Source organism: Pseudomonas sp. TE24901, assembly GCF_054058375.1.
Map to the genome: position 1 here is coordinate 145358 of NZ_JBSSAF010000008.1, position 19830 is coordinate 165187.

General features: G+C 60.2%; 22 protein-coding genes. 21 read left to right on the forward strand and 1 reads right to left on the reverse strand.

Annotation, left to right across the window (positions count from 1 at the left end; all coding sequences use genetic code 11):
- Positions 1-39: 39 nt before the first annotated feature.
- Entirely contained in the window at positions 40-855 is an 816-nt protein-coding gene (suhB, locus tag ACVWVP_RS17635; protein ID WP_003175971.1) for a type III secretion system regulator SuhB, read from the reverse strand.
- 145 nt (positions 856-1000) lie between these two features.
- Here suhB and trmJ point away from each other — a divergent pair, with 145 nt between their 5' ends.
- From trmJ to ACVWVP_RS17740, 21 genes are all read left to right on the forward strand, one after another.
- A complete protein-coding gene (gene trmJ / locus ACVWVP_RS17640) occupies positions 1001-1771 on the forward strand; it encodes a tRNA (cytosine(32)/uridine(32)-2'-O)-methyltransferase TrmJ (protein ID WP_178921615.1) in 771 nt (256 codons plus the stop codon).
- Positions 1772-1773: 2 nt separating this feature from the next.
- The gene (gene cysE / locus ACVWVP_RS17645; RefSeq protein ID WP_457407421.1) at positions 1774-2556 is read left to right on the forward strand and encodes a serine O-acetyltransferase; all 783 of its coding nucleotides are present in this window, start codon (positions 1774-1776) and stop codon (positions 2554-2556) included.
- A gap of 254 nt (positions 2557-2810) precedes the next feature.
- The gene (gene iscR / locus ACVWVP_RS17650; protein WP_003194020.1) at positions 2811-3302 is read left to right on the forward strand and encodes a Fe-S cluster assembly transcriptional regulator IscR; all 492 of its coding nucleotides are present in this window, start codon (positions 2811-2813) and stop codon (positions 3300-3302) included.
- A 50-nt stretch (positions 3303-3352) separates the two neighbouring features.
- The gene (locus ACVWVP_RS17655; RefSeq protein WP_176997020.1) at positions 3353-4567 is read left to right on the forward strand and encodes an IscS subfamily cysteine desulfurase; all 1215 of its coding nucleotides are present in this window, start codon (positions 3353-3355) and stop codon (positions 4565-4567) included.
- Positions 4568-4666: 99 nt separating this feature from the next.
- Entirely contained in the window at positions 4667-5053 is a 387-nt protein-coding gene (gene iscU, locus ACVWVP_RS17660; protein WP_010207899.1) for a Fe-S cluster assembly scaffold IscU, read from the forward strand.
- A 29-nt stretch (positions 5054-5082) separates the two neighbouring features.
- Positions 5083-5406 (forward strand): iron-sulfur cluster assembly protein IscA, encoded by a 324-nt coding sequence (iscA, locus tag ACVWVP_RS17665; RefSeq protein WP_003175963.1) that lies wholly within the window; start codon positions 5083-5085, stop codon positions 5404-5406.
- An 8-nt stretch (positions 5407-5414) separates the two neighbouring features.
- A complete protein-coding gene (gene hscB / locus ACVWVP_RS17670) occupies positions 5415-5936 on the forward strand; it encodes a co-chaperone HscB (protein WP_178921619.1) in 522 nt (173 codons plus the stop codon).
- Positions 5937-5989: 53 nt separating this feature from the next.
- Positions 5990-7852 (forward strand): Fe-S protein assembly chaperone HscA, encoded by a 1863-nt coding sequence (hscA, locus tag ACVWVP_RS17675; RefSeq protein ID WP_259174701.1) that lies wholly within the window; start codon positions 5990-5992, stop codon positions 7850-7852.
- Positions 7853-7855: 3 nt separating this feature from the next.
- Positions 7856-8197 (forward strand): ISC system 2Fe-2S type ferredoxin, encoded by a 342-nt coding sequence (fdx, locus tag ACVWVP_RS17680; protein ID WP_017736823.1) that lies wholly within the window; start codon positions 7856-7858, stop codon positions 8195-8197.
- A gap of 14 nt (positions 8198-8211) precedes the next feature.
- Positions 8212-8412, forward strand: a complete 201-nt coding sequence (iscX, locus tag ACVWVP_RS17685; protein ID WP_123715338.1) for a Fe-S cluster assembly protein IscX — start codon at positions 8212-8214, stop codon at positions 8410-8412.
- Positions 8413-8503: 91 nt separating this feature from the next.
- The gene (ndk, locus tag ACVWVP_RS17690; protein WP_060754319.1) at positions 8504-8929 is read left to right on the forward strand and encodes a nucleoside-diphosphate kinase; all 426 of its coding nucleotides are present in this window, start codon (positions 8504-8506) and stop codon (positions 8927-8929) included.
- A 29-nt stretch (positions 8930-8958) separates the two neighbouring features.
- Entirely contained in the window at positions 8959-10107 is a 1149-nt protein-coding gene (gene rlmN / locus ACVWVP_RS17695; RefSeq protein WP_178921624.1) for a 23S rRNA (adenine(2503)-C(2))-methyltransferase RlmN, read from the forward strand.
- 12 nt (positions 10108-10119) lie between these two features.
- Positions 10120-10878: a type IV pilus biogenesis/stability protein PilW gene (gene pilW / locus ACVWVP_RS17700; protein ID WP_178921625.1), complete on the forward strand. Its 759-nt coding sequence runs from the start codon at positions 10120-10122 to the stop codon at positions 10876-10878.
- A complete protein-coding gene (locus ACVWVP_RS17705) occupies positions 10878-11876 on the forward strand; it encodes a RodZ domain-containing protein (RefSeq protein ID WP_457407427.1) in 999 nt (332 codons plus the stop codon). The genes pilW and ACVWVP_RS17705 overlap by 1 nt, the downstream gene beginning before the upstream one ends.
- Before the next feature lie 2 nt (positions 11877-11878).
- Positions 11879-12988 (forward strand): flavodoxin-dependent (E)-4-hydroxy-3-methylbut-2-enyl-diphosphate synthase, encoded by a 1110-nt coding sequence (gene ispG / locus ACVWVP_RS17710; protein WP_025859271.1) that lies wholly within the window; start codon positions 11879-11881, stop codon positions 12986-12988.
- A 23-nt stretch (positions 12989-13011) separates the two neighbouring features.
- Positions 13012-14301 carry a histidine--tRNA ligase gene (gene hisS / locus ACVWVP_RS17715; RefSeq protein ID WP_178921629.1) on the forward strand — a complete coding sequence of 430 codons (1290 nt, stop codon included), beginning with the start codon at positions 13012-13014 and terminating at the stop codon, positions 14299-14301.
- Between the two features lie 41 nt (positions 14302-14342).
- Positions 14343-14984 carry a YfgM family protein gene (locus ACVWVP_RS17720; RefSeq protein ID WP_176997026.1) on the forward strand — a complete coding sequence of 214 codons (642 nt, stop codon included), beginning with the start codon at positions 14343-14345 and terminating at the stop codon, positions 14982-14984.
- Complete coding sequence (bamB, locus tag ACVWVP_RS17725; protein ID WP_176997027.1) at positions 14977-16128, forward strand: outer membrane protein assembly factor BamB; 1152 nt, start codon at positions 14977-14979, stop codon at positions 16126-16128. Before ACVWVP_RS17720 ends, bamB begins: the two co-directional genes overlap by 8 nt.
- A gap of 134 nt (positions 16129-16262) precedes the next feature.
- A complete protein-coding gene (gene der / locus ACVWVP_RS17730; protein ID WP_178921631.1) occupies positions 16263-17732 on the forward strand; it encodes a ribosome biogenesis GTPase Der in 1470 nt (489 codons plus the stop codon).
- Between the two features lie 115 nt (positions 17733-17847).
- Entirely contained in the window at positions 17848-18996 is a 1149-nt protein-coding gene (locus ACVWVP_RS17735; protein ID WP_457407432.1) for a pyridoxal phosphate-dependent aminotransferase, read from the forward strand.
- Entirely contained in the window at positions 18984-19775 is a 792-nt protein-coding gene (locus tag ACVWVP_RS17740; RefSeq protein ID WP_178921634.1) for an amidohydrolase, read from the forward strand. Before ACVWVP_RS17735 ends, ACVWVP_RS17740 begins: the two co-directional genes overlap by 13 nt.
- Positions 19776-19830: the final 55 nt, after the last annotated feature.

A 19830-nucleotide genomic window follows, 5' to 3' on the forward strand; every position in this document is an offset into this window, starting at 1 on the left:
AAAAAGCACCCCGAAGGGTGCTTTTTTGTGCCTGCTCGCTTAGCGCTTCAGCGAAGCCGGCAGGTGCGGCTGAATCGCCGTCAGCACTGCCTTGAAGCATTTGGTGTTGCCAGCAACCACGTGACCTTTCTCAAGGAAGTCGTGACCGCCGGTGAAATCGCTCACCAGACCGCCCGCTTCCTGGATCAGCAGGGCGCCTGCCGCCATGTCCCACTCGGACAGGCCCGACTCCCAGAACGCATCGAAGCGACCAGCGGCCACATAAGCCAAGTCCAGGCTCGCAGCGCCTGCGCGACGGATGCCGGCGGTCTGGCCAACCAGGGCGCGGAACATGCCCAGGTAGTTTTCCAGGTTGTCCATCTGGTCATCGCGGAATGGGAAGCCGGTGCCCAGCAGGGCGCCGTCCAGGCTGGTGCGGCCGCTGACGCGCAGGCGACGACCATTCAGTTGGGCGCCACGGCCACGGCTGGCGGTGAATTCTTCTTGGCGGACGGGGTCCAGAACAACGGCGTGTTCCAGGCGGCCACGGTATTTGCACGCGATGCTCACGGCAAAGTGCGGGATCCCGCGCAGGAAGTTGGTGGTGCCATCCAGTGGGTCGATGATCCACAGGTAGTCTTCGCCTTCACCGCTGCCTTTGTGCAGGCCGGTTTCTTCACCGAGGATGCCGTGGGTAGGGTAGGCCTTGCGCAGGGCGTCGATGATTTTCTGTTCGGCGGCGCGATCCACCTCGGATACGTAATCCTTGGCGTCTTTTTCGTCGACCTTGATGGTATCCAGGCGCTCGATGGAGCGGAAGATCAATTCACTGGCGCTGCGGGCGGCGCGCAGCGCGATATTCAGCATGGGCTGCATGGATGTGTCACCTAAGGTTGTTAAAGAAAGCCGAGCATTCTAGCAGAAACTTTCTTCAGGTGAAGGACGACGTTAGCTTTCATGGCATAACCTTAGGCTGTTCTGTAAGATTTGCTCCCCTTTCCCGTGTCCGAGAGCGCCTCCCTTGCTGCAAAACATTCGTGTCGTCTTGGTCAATACCAGTCATCCCGGCAACATCGGCGGGGTGGCGCGAGCCATGAAAAACATGGGGTTGACGCGCCTGGTGCTGGTCGAGCCCCGCGTGTTCCCGCATCACGAGGCCGATGCCCGTGCATCCGGCGCCAATGACATCCTTGAAAACGCCCAGGTCGTCGCCACCTTGGAAGATGCGTTGGTCGGCTGCAACCTGGTGCTCGGCACCAGCGCTCGCGACCGCCGCATCCCCTGGCCGCTACTGGACCCGCGCGAATGCGGGACCAAAGTGGTGGAAGAGGCCGCTGGCGGCGCTGAAATCGCCTTGGTCTTTGGTCGTGAAGATTCCGGCCTGACCAATGAAGAGCTGCAGCGATGTCATTACCACGTGCACATTCCATCAGACCCTGGGTTCAGCTCGCTGAACCTCGGGGCAGCGGTGCAGGTGTTGACCTACGAAGTGCGCATGGCCTGGCTGGCCGCTGCTGGCCAGCCGAGCAAGGTGGAGAAGGAAGAGGTTGCCTCGACCAAGAGTGGCGAGTTGGCCACCATGGACGAGCTGGAGCGGTTCTATGAACACCTGGAGCAAACCCTGGTGGCCATCGAGTTTCTCGATCCTGAAAAGCCACGGCACTTGATGGCTCGCCTGCGTCGACTTTACGGACGTAGCTCGGTCAGTCGGGCAGAAATGAATATATTGCGTGGCATCCTCACGGAAACCCAGAAGGCGGCCCGTGGCGAGCTTCTTAAGCGGAAGGATTAAAAATGTTCGAGCGTTTGCGAGAAGATATCCAGAGTGTTTTCCACCGTGACCCGGCGGCGCGCAACGCCTTTGAAGTGCTGACCTGCTACCCCGGCATGCATGCGATCTGGATTCACCGCTTGTCCGGCGCCCTGTGGGGCATGGGCTGGAAATGGCTGGCGCGGCTGGTGTCGAACTTCGGGCGTTGGCTGACCGGGATCGAGATTCACCCGGGTGCCAAGGTGGGCCGCCGCTTCTTTATCGACCATGGCATGGGCATCGTGATTGGCGAAACGGCCGAGATCGGCGATGACGTGACCCTTTATCAGGGCGTGACCCTGGGCGGCACCAGCTGGAACAAAGGCAAGCGCCACCCGACGCTGGGTAATGGCGTGGTGGTGGGGGCGGGCGCCAAGGTGCTCGGTCCTTTCACGGTTGGCGCGGGGGCGAAGGTTGGCTCCAATGCGGTGGTGACCAAGGCTGTGCCACCGGGCGCTACCGTTGTCGGCATCCCGGGTCGCATCATCGTCAAGCCTGAAGTGGGCGATGAGCAGGAAGCCAAGCGCAAGGCCATGGCCGAGAAGATCGGCTTTGATGCCTATGGCGTCAGTGAGGACATGCCCGACCCTGTGGCGCGCGCCATTGGCCAGTTGCTCGATCATCTGCAGGCTGTGGATGGCAAGCTGGACGGCATGTGTGGTGCGTTGAAGGACTTGGGTAGCCCCTACTGTGCGAAAGATCTGCCTGAGTTGCGCGAGGAAGACTTTGCCGAGATCAAGGCCGAAACCAACCAGCAGGCCAGCTGAAATACTCCCTTGTAGGAGCCCGGCTTGCCGGCGGTGGCGTCCTCAGGGTCGCAATCGCCTGCAAGCCAGGCGCCTACAAGGCGTACGCTTTATCGGCCACATGATGTTGAATGTGCCATTACCCCTCGCACCCTGCTATGATTCGCGCGCCCTTTTTACGGGTAATCCTGACTAAAGTACTAGGTCTTATAGTTGACTTAAATACTCGGGAATCGCATACTTGCTCCCATTCTGAAACACCTTGGTACTTGTCCATGAGACTGACTACAAAAGGCCGATACGCGGTGACCGCCATGCTTGACCTGGCCTTGCACGCGCAAACTGGGCCGGTGTCCCTGGCCGATATCTCCGAGCGCCAAGGCATTTCCCTGTCCTATCTCGAGCAACTGTTCGCCAAATTGCGCCGCAGCAACCTGGTCTCCAGTGTGCGTGGGCCAGGTGGCGGCTATCAGTTGTCCCGCGACATGCAGGGTATCCAGGTAGCGCAGGTGATCGATGCGGTCAACGAATCCGTCGATGCCACCAAATGCCAGGGTTTGGGTGATTGCCACGCCGGTGACACCTGCCTGACGCACCACCTGTGGTGTGACTTGAGCCTGCAGATCCATGAGTTTTTGAGTGGTATCAGCTTGGCTGATCTTGTAACTCGCCGTGAGGTGCAAGAAGTAGCCCAGCGTCAGGACCAGCGCCGTTGCAACACCAAGGCGCCGCGTCTGGACAAGATTGAAGCGTCCGCCGTCGAGTGACAGCCGAAGAGCTAACGGCACGCCAGCCAGCCTGATTTAGGAGAAAGTCCATGAAATTGCCGATTTACCTTGATTACTCTGCGACCACCCCGGTTGATCCGCGTGTCGCGCAAAAGATGAGCGAATGCCTGCTGGTTGACGGAAACTTCGGCAACCCGGCCTCCCGTTCCCACGTATTCGGCTGGAAAGCCGAGGAAGCGGTCGAGAACGCTCGTCGCCAAGTCGCCGACCTGGTCAACGCCGATCCGCGCGAAATCGTCTGGACTTCCGGTGCTACCGAGTCCGACAACCTGGCAATCAAGGGCGCGGCGCATTTCTACGCGACCAAAGGCAAGCACCTGATCACCACCAAGATTGAGCACAAGGCTGTCCTGGACACCATGCGCCAACTGGAGCGTGAAGGTTTCGAGGTCACCTACCTTGAGCCAACCACCGACGGTATCGTCACCCCGGCCATGATCGAAGCGGCCCTGCGTGAAGACACCATCCTGGTTTCCGTGATCCACGTGAACAACGAAATCGGCACCATCAACGACATCGCGGCCATCGGCGAGCTGACCCGCTCCAAGGGTGTGCTGCTGCACGTCGACGCTGCCCAGTCCACCGGCAAGGTCGATATCGACCTGTCGAAACTGAAAGTCGACTTGATGTCGTTCTCTGCCCACAAGACCTATGGCCCTAAAGGCATCGGCGCCCTGTACGTGAGCCGCAAGCCACGTGTGCGTATCGAAGCCACCATGCACGGCGGCGGTCACGAGCGCGGCATGCGTTCGGGCACCCTGGCGACCCACCAGATCGTTGGCATGGGCGAAGCCTTCCGCGTAGCCAAGGAAGACATGGCTGCCGAAAACATCCGTATCAAAGCCCTGAGCGACCGCTTCTACAAGCAGGTCGAAGGCCTCGAAGAGCTGTACATCAACGGCAGCATGACCGCCCGTGTACCGCACAACCTGAATTTGAGCTTCAACTACGTCGAAGGCGAGTCGCTGATCATGGCGCTCAAGGACCTGGCGGTTTCGTCCGGTTCGGCCTGCACCTCGGCGTCCCTTGAGCCTTCGTACGTGCTGCGCGCCCTGGGCCGCAACGACGAACTGGCACACAGCTCGATCCGCTTTACGTTCGGCCGTTTCACCACCGAAGAGCAAGTCGACTACGCCGCGCAGAAAGTCTGCGAAGCCGTCAACAAGCTGCGCGTTCTGTCGCCGCTGTGGGACATGTACAAAGACGGTGTCGATATTTCCAAGATCGAGTGGGCGGCACACTAACTATAGAAGCCGCCACCCCAGCTCTGTAGGAACGTGGCGGAAAACGCAGGCGTTTCTACAGGGTTCCAGAGCGGCCCTGATGAGTGAGGATTCAGTACCATGGCTTACAGCGAAAAGGTCATCGACCACTACGAAAACCCGCGTAACGTCGGCAAGATGGACGCGGAAGACCCAGATGTCGGCACCGGCATGGTCGGCGCTCCGGCGTGCGGCGACGTCATGCGCCTGCAGATCAAGGTCAATGACAACGGCGTCATCGAAGACGCCAAGTTCAAGACTTACGGCTGCGGTTCTGCCATCGCCTCCAGCTCCCTGGCGACCGAATGGATGAAAGGCAAGACCCTGGATGAGGCTGTCACTATCAGCAACACCCAGCTGGCCGAAGAACTGGCCCTGCCGCCAGTGAAAATCCACTGCTCGGTACTCGCAGAAGACGCCATCAAGGCGGCCGTTCGCGACTACAAGCAGAAGAAAGGCTTGATCTAAGCAATTTGGCGACGAGTAAGGAGTCAACGATGGCTATCAGCATGACAGAAGCGGCTGCGCAGCACATTCGCCGCTCCCTGAATGGGCGCGGTAAAGGTGAGGGGATTCGTCTGGGTGTTCGCACCACGGGCTGTTCCGGCCTTGCCTACGTGCTGGAGTTTGTCGACGAGGTGGTTGCGGAAGACCAGGTGTTCGAAAGTCACGGCGAAAAAGTGATCATCGACCCTAAAAGCCTGACCTACCTGGACGGCACCGAACTCGATTTCGTCAAGGAAGGGTTGAACGAAGGCTTCAAGTTCAACAACCCCAACGTGCGCGGTGAATGTGGCTGCGGCGAAAGCTTCAACATCTGAGGCTATTCGTGGGTACTCCTTGTCATTTCGCTTTATTCGAGCTGCAGCCGAGCTTTCGCCTGGACCTCGATCAGCTTGCTGCGCGCTACCGAGAGCTGGCGCGTGGCGTGCATCCAGACCGCTTTGCTGACGCCTCCGAGCGTGAGCAGCGCGTGGCGCTGGAGAAATCGGCCAGCCTCAACGAAGCCTATCAGACGCTGAAAAACCCGCCCAAGCGTGCGCGCTATCTGCTCGCCATGAACGGTGGGGAGTTGCCGTTGGAAGTCACGGTGCACGACCCGGACTTCCTGATGCAGCAGATGCAGTGGCGCGAAGAGCTCGAAGACTTGCAGGACGAAGCCGATCTGGCGGGTGTCGCGGTCTTCAAGCGTCGTCTGAAAACGGCCCAGGATGCGCTCAACGAAAGCTTCGCAGCCTGTTGGGATGATGCGGCGCAACGCGAGCAGGCCGAACGCCTGATGCGGCGCATGCAGTTCCTCGACAAGCTCACCTACGAAGTGCGCCAGCTAGAAGAGCGCCTCGACGATTAACCCCGTGTGCTGCCCGTGATGCACGCCTGATAGACAGATAAGACCTGATTACCATGGCCCTACTGCAAATCGCCGAACCCGGCCAAAGCCCTCAACCGCACCAGCGTCGCCTGGCGGTCGGGATTGACCTGGGCACCACCAATTCCCTGGTTGCTGCCCTGCGCAGCGGCCTGTCCGAGCCGTTGCCTGACGCGGATGGCCAGGTGATCCTGCCGTCTGCCGTGCGCTACCACGCTGATCGCACCGAAGTCGGTGAGTCGGCCAAGCTGGCGGCGTCTACCGACCCTCTGAATACCGTGCTGTCGGTCAAGCGCTTGATGGGTCGTGGTCTGTCCGACGTCAAGCAACTGGGCGACCAGCTGCCGTACCGTTTTGTCGGTGGCGAATCCCATATGCCGTTCATCGACACCGTCCAGGGCCCGAAAAGCCCGGTGGAAGTGTCGGCCGATATCCTCAAGGTGCTGCGCCAGCGCGCGGAAAGCACGTTGGGCGGCGAACTGGTCGGCGCGGTGATCACTGTGCCTGCTTACTTCGATGACGCCCAGCGCCAAGCCACCAAGGACGCGGCAAAACTCGCCGGCCTGAACGTGTTGCGCCTGCTCAACGAGCCGACTGCAGCAGCCGTGGCTTATGGCCTGGACCAGCACGCGGAAGGCCTGGTTGCCATTTATGACCTGGGCGGCGGCACCTTTGATATTTCGATCCTGCGCCTGACCGGCGGTGTCTTCGAAGTGCTCGCTACCGGTGGCGACAGTGCCTTGGGCGGCGATGACTTCGACCATGCCATCGCAGGCTGGATCATCAGCAGCGCCGGCTTGTCGGCCGACCTGGACCCGGGCGCGCAGCGCAACTTGCTGCAAACTGCCTGCGCCGCCAAGGAAGCACTGACGGATGCTGCAACGGTTGAAGTGTCCTACGGCACCTGGTCGGCCCAATTGACTCGAGAGGCCTTCGATACGTTGATCGAACCGATGGTTGCCCGCAGCCTTAAAGCCTGCCGCCGCGCCGTGCGCGATTCTGGTATCGAGCTGGAAGACGTCGGTGCCGTGGTCATGGTCGGTGGCTCTACCCGCGTGCCGCGCGTGCGTGAAGCGGTTGCTGAAGCCTTCGGTCGCCAGCCGCTGACGGAAATCGACCCGGATCAAGTCGTGGCCATTGGTGCAGCGATCCAGGCCGATACCCTGGCTGGCAACAAGCGCGATGGTGGCGAACTGCTGCTGCTCGATGTGATTCCGTTGTCCTTGGGTCTGGAAACCATGGGCGGTCTGATGGAGAAGGTGATTCCGCGCAACACCACCATCCCCGTCGCCCGTGCCCAGGACTTCACCACCTACAAAGATGGCCAGACGGCCATGATGATTCATGTGCTGCAAGGCGAGCGCGAACTGATCAGCGACTGCCGCTCCCTGGCACGCTTTGAATTGCGCGGTATCCCGGCCATGGTCGCGGGCGCAGCAAAGATTCGCGTGACCTTCCAGGTCGACGCCGACGGCCTGCTGAATGTGGCTGCGCGCGAGCTGGGCTCGGGTGTTGAAGCCAGTATCCAGGTCAAGCCGTCCTACGGCCTCACCGACGGTGAAATCGCCAAGATGCTCAAGGATTCGTTCCAGTACGCCGGTGACGACAAGGTCGCCCGCGTGCTGCGTGAGCAGCAAGTCGACGCCCAGCGCCTGCTGGAGGCTGTGCAGGGCGCCCTTGAGGTCGACGGCGAGCGTCTGCTGGATGCCGAAGAGCGCCTGGTCATCGACCTGCAGATGCAGGAGCTGGCCGAACTGATGAAGGGCACCGATGGTTATGCCATCGAGCAACAGACCAAGCGCCTGTCGCAAGTGACCGATGCCTTTGCCGCCCGTCGTATGGACCAGACGGTAAAAGCCGCCCTGGCGGGACGCAACCTGAATGAAATCGAGGAATAATTAATGCCGCAGGTCATTTTTCTGCCACACGCCGAGCATTGCCCGGACGGTATGGTCGTGGAGGCTGAGACCGGCAAGTCCATCCTCGAAGTTGCCCATGACAACCACATCGAGATCGAGAGTGCCTGCGGCGGCGTCTGCGCCTGCACCACTTGTCACTGCATTATCCGCGAGGGTTTCAATACGCTGGAAGAGGCCGACGAGCTGGAGGAGGACTTTCTTGACCGCGCATGGGGCCTGGAAGCCCATTCGCGCCTAAGCTGTCAGGCAAAGGTCGGAACGGAAGACATTACCGTCGAAATCCCGAAATATTCCCTCAACCATGCCGCCGAAGCGCCGCATTGATTCAAGGAAATGTCATGAGCCTGAAATGGGTTGATGTACAAGAAATCGCCATTCTGTTGGCGGATGGTCATCCGGACCTGGACCCTTATTCGCTGAACTTTGTTGCTTTGCGTGACATGGTCATGGCATTGCCAGGGTTCGAAGATGAGCGTGATCGCGGCGGTGAGAAGGTCCTGGAAGCGATCCAGACTGCCTGGAAAGAAGAACAGGACTGACGCCTCCTTTACGCAGTTAGGCAATACCCAATAACCCGCGTATAATTCGCGGGTTTAATTTTTCGTAAATTACCGTTTCTGGAGTTACACCATGGCTGTTCAACGTACTTTCTCCATCATCAAGCCTGACGCTGTTGCAAAAAACGTCATCGGCGAGATCACCACTCGTTTCGAAAAAGCCGGCCTGAAGGTTGTAGCTTCGAAACTCAAGCAACTGTCCAAAGCTGAAGCTGAAGGCTTCTACGCTGAGCACAGCGCTCGTGGTTTCTTCGGCGACCTGGTTGCCTTCATGATCTCCGGTCCTGTTGTTGTTCAGGTTCTGGAAGGCGAAAACGCTATCGCTCTGAACCGTGAGCTGATGGGCGCTACCAACCCTAAAGAAGCGGCTGCTGGCACCATCCGTGCTGACTTCGCCGAGTCCATCGACGCCAACGCTGTTCACGGTTCGGACTCCGAAGCCGCTGCTGCTCGCGAAATCGCTTACTTTTTCGCTGCTACTGAAGTAACCGCTCGCTAAGCATCGGCTTAAAGAGTGAGGGTGAATCCATGACTACATCGACTGTTAAAACCAACCTGCTGGGTCTGACTCAGCCGGAAATGGAGAAATTCTTCGACTCAATCGGGGAGAAGCGTTTCCGTGCCGGTCAGGTAATGAAGTGGATTCACCACTTTGGCGTCGACGATTTCGACGCCATGACGAACGTCAGCAAGGCCCTGCGCGACAAGCTCAAGGCCATTGCCGAGGTCCGTGGTCCCGAAGTGGTCAGCGAGGACATCTCCAGCGACGGCACCCGTAAGTGGGTGGTGCGCGTGGCGTCCGGCAGCTGCGTCGAGACCGTCTACATTCCCCAGGGCAAGCGCGGCACCTTGTGCGTTTCGTCCCAGGCAGGCTGTGCCCTGGACTGCAGTTTCTGCTCCACCGGCAAGCAAGGCTTCAACAGCAACCTCACCGCCGCCGAAGTCATCGGCCAAGTGTGGATTGCCAACAAATCCTTTGGCAGCGTCCCGGCGACCGTCGACCGTGCCATCACCAACGTGGTGATGATGGGCATGGGTGAGCCGCTGCTGAACTTCGACAACGTCATTTCGGCCATGCACCTGATGATGGACGACCTGGGCTACGGCATCTCCAAGCGCCGTGTAACCCTGTCGACCTCCGGCGTGGTACCGATGATCGATGAACTGGCCAAGCACATCGACGTCTCCCTGGCGCTGTCGCTGCACGCACCCAATGACGCATTGCGTAACCAATTGGTGCCGATCAACAAGAAGTATCCGCTTAAGATGCTGCTCGAATCTTGCCAGCGCTACATGGCGACCTTGGGCGAAAAGCGTGTGTTGACCATTGAGTACACCCTGCTCAAGGACATCAACGACAAGGTCGAGCACGCGATCGAGATGATCGAGTTGCTCAAGGATACCCCGTGCAAGATCAACCTGATTCCGTTTAACCCGTTTCCCCATTCTGGCTACGAGCGGCCGAGCAACAACGCCATCCGCCGTTTCCAGGATCAACTGCACCAGGCTGGCTACAACGTCACCGTCCGCACCACCCGTGGTGAAGACATCGACGCCGCCTGTGGCCAATTGGTAGGGCAGGTGATGGACCGCACCCGCCGCAGCGAACGTTATATCGCCGGACGCGAACAGAACGCCGCCGACGATTTGCCGCTGATCGCTGTGAATCGAATCTGAGAGAGGATCTCTATGCCCTTGCGCCTTGCGCTGCTTTTGCTTGTTACCGGTCTTGCGGCCGGTTGTGTTTCATCGGGCCATGACAGCCCTTTGCAAACCGGTAAAGGCCGTGACGAGGCGCGAGTTGCCTATGTGCAACTGGGTTTGGGTTACCTGCAGCAAGGCATGAGCGAACAGGCCAAGGTGCCGTTGAAGAAGGCTCTTGAGCTCGACAGCGACGATGCCGACGCCAATGCGGCCCTGGCCCTGGTGTTCCAGGCCCAGGCCGAGCCTGAACTGGCCGATCAGTATTTCCAGAAGGCCTTGGCCACCCGTCCCGCCGATGCGCGGCTGCTGAACAACTACGGCAGCTTCCTCTTCGCGCACAAGCGGTATGACCAGGCCGCCCGTTATTTCCAGCAAGCCGCTGCCGATACCCTCTATCCTGAACGTTCGCGGGTGTTCGAGAACCTTGGGGTGACCTCGATGCGCCTCGGCCAGCGCGACAGCGCCCGTCAGCATCTGGAAAAAGCCCTGCACTTGAACAGTCGCCAGCCACGTGCGTTGCTCGAAATGGCTGAGATGTCTTACGAAGACAGGCATTATGTGCCGGCACGTGACTATTACGAGCGTTTTAGCCTGCTCAGCGGGCAAAATGCACGTAGTCTATTGCTCGGTGTGCGCCTGGCGACGGTTCATGAAGAACGCGACACGGCCGCACGTTTTGGCCAGCAACTCGAACGACTCTATCCCGGTACGCCGGAATATCAGCAATACCTGTCGGAGCAATGATGAAAGCGGCGCACCCGGAAGTTGTAGCAGCTAATCGCGTAAACCCAGGCGAGACCTTGCGTCAGGCCCGCGAAAGCAATGGCTGGTCGCTGGCAGAAGTGGCCCTCAAGCTCAATTTGACCAGTACATCCCTGGCCAACCTGGAAGCCGGCGCGTTCGACAAGCTGCCTGGGCATACCTTTGCCCGCGGCTATATCCGCGCTTACGCCAAGTTGCTGGGCATTGACCAGGCCGTTCTGGTCCAGGAATTCGACCAGTTCACCGGTACGGACTCTCAGGGCAGCAATGTGCATGGCCTGGGCCGTATCGAAGAGCCGGTGCGGGTTTCCCACACTATTTTGCGCATCGTCAGCCTGTTGTTGCTGATCGCCGTGATCGGCGGCGGCTTCGTCTGGTGGCAAGACCAGACGTCCCAGCGCAACAAAGACCTGACGAGCAATGCCATGGAGCACGTCGAAGTCGAAAGCGCCGACGGCACCACCCAGATTCATCCGCTGGACGAGCCGGAAGACCAGGCCGTCGCCGAGAGCCAGGCTGCGCCTGAAGCACCTGCTGCCACCGAGCAGCCAGCGCCTGAAACCGCGCCTGCCGCCACCGCTGCCGTGCCCGCCCCGGCTGCACCGGCCCATACCCCGGTGGCTCCCGTTGCCCAGGCCCATACGCCTGCCGCGCCGGTTCAAGCGCCAGCGACCCCTGCGCCAGCCACACCGGCTGCGCCAGCGATTTCACCACCCACCACCCCTGCATTGATCGCGGGCGACGGGCGTATCCAGATTACCTTCATCGCTGACTGCTGGACGCAAGTCACCGATGGCAATGGCAAAGTGCTGTTTAGCGGTCTGAAGCGTAAGGGAGATACTCTTGACCAGGGCGGCAAGCCTCCTTTGACGCTGCGTCTGGGCTTTGCCCGTGGCGCGCAAGTGGCCTACAACGGCCAGCCTGTGGACGTAGCGCCGTTCACCAGTGGCGAGACCGCTCGCCTGAAGTTGGGACAATAGTCATGCACGGCGAATCTCCAATCAAACGTCGCGTATCGCGCAAGATCTGGGTCGGCTCGGTGCCGGTGGGTGGCGACGCCCCCATCGCGGTACAGAGCATGACCAACAGCGACACCAATGATGTGGCTGCCACCGTTGCCCAGATCAACCGTCTGGAAGCGGCTGGCGTGGACATCGTGCGCGTCTCCGTGCCGGACATGGACGCTGCCGAAGCCTTTGGTCGCATCAAGCAACTGGTCAAGGTGCCACTGGTTGCCGACATCCACTTCGACTACAAGATCGCGTTGCGTGTAGCCGAACTGGGCGTTGATTGCCTGCGGATCAACCCGGGCAACATCGGTCGTGAAGACCGCGTGCGTGCCGTGGTGGACGCCGCCCGTGATCGCGGGATTCCGATTCGCATCGGCGTGAACGCCGGTTCCCTGGAAAAAGACCTGCAGAAAAAATACGGTGAGCCGACACCGGCTGCGCTGGTTGAATCGGCGTTGCGCCACGTCGAGCACCTTGAACGCCTGAATTTCCAGGACTTCAAGGTCAGCGTAAAGGCCTCCGACGTGTTCATGGCGGTGGAAGCCTACCGCCTGCTGGCCAAGGAAATCGTGCAGCCCCTGCACTTGGGTATCACTGAAGCAGGCGGTTTGCGCTCAGGCACAGTGAAATCTGCGGTGGGTCTCGGTATGCTGCTCGCCGAAGGGATTGGCGATACCATCCGCATCTCCCTGGCGGCAGACCCGGTAGAGGAAGTGAAAGTCGGTTACGACATTCTCAAGTCCCTGCATTTGCGTTCCCGTGGCATCAACTTCATTGCCTGCCCGAGCTGCTCGCGGCAGAACTTCGACGTGGTGAAAACCATGAACGAACTGGAAGGGCGCCTCGAGGACCTGCTGGTGCCGCTGGATGTTGCGGTCATTGGATGCGTGGTCAACGGCCCGGGTGAAGCCAAAGAGGCACACATCGGGTTGACCGGCGGTACGCCGAACCTGATCTACATCGACGGCAAGCCGTCGCAGAAGCTGACGAATGACAATCTGGTGGATGAGCTCGAAAGACTGATCCGCGAGAAAGCGGCCGAGAAGGTCGCGGCTGACGCAGCGCTGATCGCGCGCGGCTGATTGAACGAATTTAAGGATTTGATGTGAGCAAGTCTCTGCAAGCCATTCGTGGCATGAACGACATCCTGCCGGAGCAGACGCCGCTGTGGCGTTACTTCGAAGGCACCGTCGCGCGCCTGCTGGATAACTACGGTTACAAGCAGATCCGCATGCCGATCGTGGAATTCACCGAGCTGTTCAAGCGCTCCATCGGTGAAGTGACCGACATCGTCGAAAAAGAGATGTACACCTTTGAAGACCGCAACGGCGACTCCCTGACCCTGCGTCCGGAAGGCACCGCGGCGTGCGTGCGTGCAGTGCTTGAGCATGGTCTCACCGGTGCTGGCCAGCCGCAGAAACTGTGGTACATCGGCCCGATGTTCCGTCACGAACGTCCTCAGAAAGGCCGTTATCGCCAGTTTCACCAGATCGGCCTGGAAGTGTTCAACATCGAAGGCCCGGACATCGATGCCGAGCTGATCGTGCTGACCTGGCGCCTGTGGGGCCTGTTGGGCATCCGTGACGCGGTCAAGCTTGAACTCAACAGCCTGGGCACCAGCGAATCCCGTGGCCGCTATAAAGTAGCCTTGGTCGAGTACCTGTCGGCCCACCTGGACAAATTGGACGAAGACAGCCAGCGCCGTCTGAAAACCAACCCGTTGCGCGTGCTGGATACCAAGAACGCTGACACCCAGGCTGTGCTGGTCAATGCGCCGAAAATGGCCGATTACCTGGACGACGAGTCCCGTATCCACTTCGAGGGCCTCAAGGCTCGTTTGGAGGCGGCCGGTATTCCGTTCGTGATCAACACCAAGCTGGTGCGTGGCCTCGACTACTACAGCAAGACCGTATTCGAGTGGGTCACCGACAAACTCGGCGCCCAGGGCACCGTATGTGCCGGTGGTCGTTACGACGGCCTGGTCGAGCAGATGGGCGGCAAGCCGACCACAGGCGTTGGCTTCGCCATGGGTATCGAGCGGCTTATCCTGCTGCTGGAAACTCTGGAGAAGGTCCCGGAAGAGATCTCCCGTCAGGTGGACGTGTACCTGTGCGCCTTTGGCGAGGCTGCCGAACTGGCAGCCCTGGCCTTGAGCGAAAAAGTGCGCGACCAGTTGCCGAACCTGCGCCTGCAGATCAATGCCGGCGCCGGCAGCTTCAAGAGCCAGTTCAAGAAGGCCGACAAGAGCGGTGCGCTGTATGCGCTGATCCTGGGCGATGACGAACTGGCCCAGCAAGTGATAGGTTTCAAACCCCTGCGTGGCCAGGGCGAGCAACAGAACATTGCCTTTGATGCGCTCGCCGCGCACTTGGCCACCTGCGTCGTGCAGGGTTGAAGCTGTCGAACAGCCGAATTTAGCGATTAAGGAGTATTGGGGTGTCGAGTACTGATGATGAGCAACTGGCCGAGCTGAAGGACTGGTGGCAGCGTAACGGCAAGCCCCTGGTGACTGGCGGCCTGCTGGCTTTAGTGGTGGTGTTCGGCTGGCAAGCCTGGCACAAGTATCAGGCCAACCAGTCCCAAGGCGCCTCGATCCTCTATCAGCAATTGCTGGAAACCACGCTGACGCCGGACGGCAAGCCTGATCCTGCGCAGGTGGCGGACCTGGCCGGCAAGCTGAAAAGCGAATTCGGCGGTAGCACCTACGCCCAATACGGCAGCCTGTTCGTCGCGAAGGTCGCGGTCGACACCGGCAAGCTGGATGACGCTGCGGCTGAGCTGAAGGCCATCGCCGACAAGCCGACCAACCCGACCCTGGGTGAAATCGCACGTCAGCGCCTGGCTCAGGTATTGGCAGCACAGAACAAGGCTGACGAAGCACTCAAACTGCTCGACGGCGATGCTGACAAGGCATTTGTAGCCACTCGTGAAGAGCTCAAGGGCGACCTGCTGGTCCAACTGGGTCGTAACGACGAAGCCAATGCTGCGTACAAAAAAGCCAAGGCGGCGCTGTCTGATGAAGCGGCGGTCGGTGGCTTACAAATCAAGCTGGACGACTTGGCCAAAGGGGATGCGTGACGTGATCCGTTGGAAACATGCAGCATTGCTGGCTCTGGCCGTTTTGGCCGCGGGTTGCAGCAGCAACAGCAAAAAAGAACTGCCTCCTGCCGAGCTGACCAGCTTCAAGGAAGAAGTGATCCTGCAAAAGCAGTGGAGCCGCTCGGTGGGTGATGGTCAGGGTGACCTCTACAACCTGCTGCAGCCCGCGATCGATGGCGACAACATTGTCGCCACTGACTCCACGGGTGTGATCATCTCCATGGATCGCATGAACGGCGACGTGAAGTGGAAAAAAGACCTCGAACTGCCGGTTTCCGGTGGTGTGGGCGTCGGCTACGGCCTGGTGCTGGTGGGCACGCTCAAGGGTGATGTGATTGCCCTGGACTCCAGCAGCGGTGAAGAAAAATGGCGCGCTCGCGTGACCAGCGAAGTACTGGCTGCACCGGCTACGAACGGCGACGTCGTGGTGGTGCAAACCCAGGATGACCGCGTGATCGGCCTGGATGCCGCTACCGGCAACCAGCGCTGGTTGTACGACAGCACCCCTGCGGTCCTGACGTTGCGCGGCACCAGTGGTCCGATTGTGACCAATAATCTGGCCGTTGCAGGCCTGTCGACCGGTAAAGTGGTCGCCCTGGATACCCAGAACGGCGTGCCGGCCTGGGAAACCCGCGTGGCAATCCCTCAAGGTCGTTCCGAACTGGACCGCGTAGTGGACATCGACGGCGGCCTGCTGCTGTCGGGTGAAACCATCTACGTCGCGACCTACCAAGGCCGCGTGGCTGCGCTGGACCTGCAGAGCGGCCGCATCAACTGGCAGCGTGATGCTTCCAGCTATGCCGGTGTCGCCCAAGGGTTTGGCAGCGTCTATGTGAGCCTGGCGTCGGGCACCGTTGAAAGTGTCGACGAGCGTTCCACCACTGCGTTGTGGAGCAATGACTCCCTGGCTCGCCGTCAACTGTCGGCACCGGAAGTCTTCTCCAGCTACGTTGCCGTGGGCGACTTCGAAGGCTACCTGCACCTGCTGAGCCAGGTGGACGGTCGCTTTGTCGGTCGCGAGCGTATCGACAGCGACGGCCTGCGCGCTCGTCCGCTGGTCGTGGGTAACATGCTTTATGTGTTTGGCAACAGCGGCAAGCTGGAAGCGCTGACCATCAAGTAAGAACTATGCTTGGGGTAACACCCAGGCGGCCCCGCTTCGGCGGGGCATGCGGCATCTGACGATGCTGCCCCGAGCACCAGCCGCTGCCTTGCAGCGGCTTTTGTATTTTCTGAAATAACGAAGTGGAGAGCCGCATGGTTCCCGTAATCGCCCTGGTGGGCCGACCTAACGTCGGCAAGTCCACCTTGTTCAACCGCCTGACTAGGACTCGTGACGCCATCGTTGGCGACTTGTCCGGTCTGACCCGTGATCGCCAATACGGTGAGGCAAAGTGGCAAGGGCGCTCCTACATTATTGTCGACACCGGTGGTATCTCCGGTGACGAGCATGGCATGGACGAAAAGATGGCCGAGCAGTCGCTGCTGGCCATTGAAGAAGCCGATGTCGTGTTGTTCCTGGTGGACGCCCGTGCGGGCTACACCGCTGCCGACCAGATGATTGGCGAGCACCTGCGCAAGCGCAACAAGCGTTCCTACGTGGTCGCCAACAAGATCGACAACATCGATCCTGAACTGGCCCGTGCCGAATTCAGCCCAATGGGCCTGGGTGATGCGATCCCGATCGCCGGTGCTCACGGTCGCGGCATTACGCAGATGCTGGAAATTGCCCTGAGCAGTTTCCCGAAGGATGACGTCGAGGAAGAAGAGGGCGAAGAAGAGATCGTTGCCGAAGGTGAGGAAGCCAAGCGCATTCCTGGCCCGAGCGAAAAAGACGGTATCAAGATCGCCATCATCGGCCGCCCCAACGTCGGCAAGTCCACGCTGGTCAACCGCATGCTCGGTGAAGATCGGGTTATCGTGTACGACCAACCTGGCACCACCCGCGACAGTATCTACATCCCGTTCGAGCGTAACGACGAGAAGTACACGCTGATCGACACCGCCGGTGTGCGCAAGCGCGGCAAGATCCACGAGGAAGTTGAAAAGTTCTCCGTGGTGAAAACCCTGCAAGCGATCAAAGACGCCAACGTGGTGATCTTTGTGATGGACGCCCGCGAAGGCGTGGTGGATCACGATCTCAACCTGCTGGGCTTTGCTCTTGAAGCCGGTCGGGCGCTGGTGATTGCGATCAACAAGTGGGACGGCATGACGCCAAGCGAGCGCGATTTCGTGAAGATCGAGCTGCAACGCCGGCTGTTCTTCGTCGAGTTCGCCGATATCCACTTCATTTCGGCCCTGCACGGCACCGGCGTGGGCAACCTCTACGCGTCCGTCCAGAACTCGTTCAAGTCCGCGGTCACCCGCTGGCCGACCAACCGCCTCACCCAGATCCTGGAAGACGCGGTGGGCGAGCACGCGCCGCCGATGGTCAACAACCGTCGGATCAAGCTGCGTTACGCCCACTTGGGGGGTGCCAACCCGCCGATTATCGTGATCCACGGTAACCAGATCGAGAAGGTGCCAAAGTCCTACGTGCGTTATCTGGAAAACACCTACCGTCGCGTCTTGAAGCTGGTCGGTACGCCGATCCGCATCGAGTTCAAAGGCGGTGACAACCCGTACGAAGGCAACAAGAACACGCTGACTGACCGCCAGGTGAACAAGAAGCGTCGTTTGATGACTCACCACAAGAAGGCCGACAAGAAGCGCCGCGACAAGCGCTGATTCCGACCTCGCAAAAAGGGCTCTTGATGAGCCCTTTTTTGTGCGCGAGGGTTTGTGCCTTGACCCCGTGCGGCCGGCAGCTTAAAACTTGGGGTTCACCTGCAGGGGCCTTTCGATGATCACCAGCAAGCTGCCGAATGTCGGCACGACCATCTTCACCACCATGTCGCAACTGGCCGCCGAAACCGGCGCGCTCAACCTGTCCCAGGGCTTCCCTGACTTCAATGGCCCCCAGGGTTTGCTCGATGCAGTGGGCAGGCATATCGCCCTCGGCCACAACCAATATGCCCCCATGACCGGCCTGCCCGTACTGCGTCAGCAGGTGGCTGCCAAAATCTCCTGTAGCTATGGCGCCACGGTCAATGCCGACAGTGAAGTGACTATCACCCCGGGCGCGACCGAGGCGATCTTCTGCGCGATCCAGGCGGTGATTCGCAACGGTGATGAAGTCATCGTGTTCGACCCCAGCTACGACAGCTATGAACCCTCGGTCCAGCTGGCCGGTGGGCGCTGTGTGCACGTGCAACTGAGCCTTGATGGCTTCGCGCTGGACTTCGAGAAGATCAAGGCGGCGCTGTCATCGCGCACGCGCATGATCATTCTCAATTCGCCGCACAACCCGACCGGCGCGCTGATCAGCCGTGCCGAGCTGGACCAATTGGCCGACTTGATCCGTGACCGCGATATCTACCTGGTCAGCGATGAAGTCTACGAACACCTGGTCTTTGATGGCGTGCCCCACGTCAGCGTGCTGGCCCATGAAGAGCTGTACCAGCGGGCGTTCGTGGTCAGCTCCTTCGGCAAGACCTACCACGTCACGGGTTGGAAAACCGGCTATGTAGTCGCCCCGCCGGCCCTCACGGCCGAGCTGCGCAAGGTGCACCAATACGTCAACTTCTGCGGCGTGACTCCGCTGCAATACGCGTTGGCCGACTTCATGGCCGAGCACCCGGAACACGTCGAGGAACTGCCAGCGTTCTACCAGGCCAAGCGCGATCTGTTCTGCGACTTGCTGGCGCCATCGCGGTTCAGCTTCACCCGGGTGACCGGCACCTATTTCCAATTGGTGGATTACTCACAGATTCGCCCGGACTTGGATGACGTCGCCATGTCCTTGTGGATGACCCGCGTGCACGGCGTGGCGACCATCCCGGTCTCGGTGTTCTATCAGGACCCGCCCCAAGGTCAGCGCCTGGTGCGCCTGTGCTTTGCCAAACGCGAGGAGACGCTGCAGCAGGCAGCGGAAAAACTATGCGTGATCTGAATGCATTGCCCGACCTGAACATCGCCCTGATCCAGACCACCCTGGCCTGGCACGACCGCCAGGCCAACCTCGAACATTTCGAGGGGCTGTTGGAGCAGGCCAGGGGCGCTGACCTGATCGTGTTGCCGGAGATGTTCACCACCGGTTTCTCCATGGCCTCGGCAACCCTTGCCGAGCCGGAGCGCGGCCCGACCCACCATTGGCTCCAGGCCCAGGCTGCCAAGTACAACGCGGTGATCACCGGTAGCGTGATCATCCAGGCCGCCGACGGCAGCCACCGCAACCGCCTGTTGTGGGCACGGCCGGATGGTGAGGTGCTGCATTACGACAAACGTCACCTCTTTCGTATGGCCGGCGAGCACGATCACTACACGCCGGGTGAGCGCCAGGTGCAGTTCGAGTTGAAGGGCTGGCGCATTCGCCCGCTGATTTGTTACGACCTGCGCTTCCCGGTGTGGAGCCGCGACGCTCACGACACCGACCTGCTGCTGTACACCGCCAACTGGCCCGGTGCACGGCGCCAACATTGGAATCGACTGTTGCCGGCACGCGCCATCGAGAACCTGTGCTACGTGGCGGCGGTGAACCGGGTCGGTACCGACGGCAAGGGCTTTGCCTACACCGGCGACAGCCAGGTGCTGGATTTCCAGGGGGAGACGCTGCTGAGTGCGGGGGAGGCGGACGGGGTGTTTCAGGTGAGCCTGAATGCGGCGGAGTTGGCGGCGTATCGCACTAAATTCCCGGCGAACCTGGATGCTGATACTTTCCAGTTTGTCTGACAGACCGCTTTCGCGAGCAAGCCCGCTCCCACATTGAACTGCATTCCTACAGGAA

Coding starts and splice junctions, on each gene's coding strand:
- suhB (WP_003175971.1), bottom strand. CDS start 855: ATGCAGCCCATGCTGAATATCGCGCTGCGCGCCGCCCGCAGCGCCAGT.
- cysE (WP_457407421.1), top strand. CDS start 1,774: ATGTTCGAGCGTTTGCGAGAAGATATCCAGAGTGTTTTCCACCGTGAC.
- iscR (WP_003194020.1), top strand. CDS start 2,811: ATGAGACTGACTACAAAAGGCCGATACGCGGTGACCGCCATGCTTGAC.
- ACVWVP_RS17655 (WP_176997020.1), top strand. CDS start 3,353: ATGAAATTGCCGATTTACCTTGATTACTCTGCGACCACCCCGGTTGAT.
- iscU (WP_010207899.1), top strand. CDS start 4,667: ATGGCTTACAGCGAAAAGGTCATCGACCACTACGAAAACCCGCGTAAC.
- iscA (WP_003175963.1), top strand. CDS start 5,083: ATGGCTATCAGCATGACAGAAGCGGCTGCGCAGCACATTCGCCGCTCC.
- hscA (WP_259174701.1), top strand. CDS start 5,990: ATGGCCCTACTGCAAATCGCCGAACCCGGCCAAAGCCCTCAACCGCAC.
- fdx (WP_017736823.1), top strand. CDS start 7,856: ATGCCGCAGGTCATTTTTCTGCCACACGCCGAGCATTGCCCGGACGGT.
- iscX (WP_123715338.1), top strand. CDS start 8,212: ATGAGCCTGAAATGGGTTGATGTACAAGAAATCGCCATTCTGTTGGCG.
- ndk (WP_060754319.1), top strand. CDS start 8,504: ATGGCTGTTCAACGTACTTTCTCCATCATCAAGCCTGACGCTGTTGCA.
- rlmN (WP_178921624.1), top strand. CDS start 8,959: ATGACTACATCGACTGTTAAAACCAACCTGCTGGGTCTGACTCAGCCG.
- pilW (WP_178921625.1), top strand. CDS start 10,120: ATGCCCTTGCGCCTTGCGCTGCTTTTGCTTGTTACCGGTCTTGCGGCC.
- ACVWVP_RS17705 (WP_457407427.1), top strand. CDS start 10,878: ATGAAAGCGGCGCACCCGGAAGTTGTAGCAGCTAATCGCGTAAACCCA.
- ispG (WP_025859271.1), top strand. CDS start 11,879: ATGCACGGCGAATCTCCAATCAAACGTCGCGTATCGCGCAAGATCTGG.
- bamB (WP_176997027.1), top strand. CDS start 14,977: ATGCGTGACGTGATCCGTTGGAAACATGCAGCATTGCTGGCTCTGGCC.
- der (WP_178921631.1), top strand. CDS start 16,263: ATGGTTCCCGTAATCGCCCTGGTGGGCCGACCTAACGTCGGCAAGTCC.
- ACVWVP_RS17735 (WP_457407432.1), top strand. CDS start 17,848: ATGATCACCAGCAAGCTGCCGAATGTCGGCACGACCATCTTCACCACC.
- ACVWVP_RS17740 (WP_178921634.1), top strand. CDS start 18,984: ATGCGTGATCTGAATGCATTGCCCGACCTGAACATCGCCCTGATCCAG.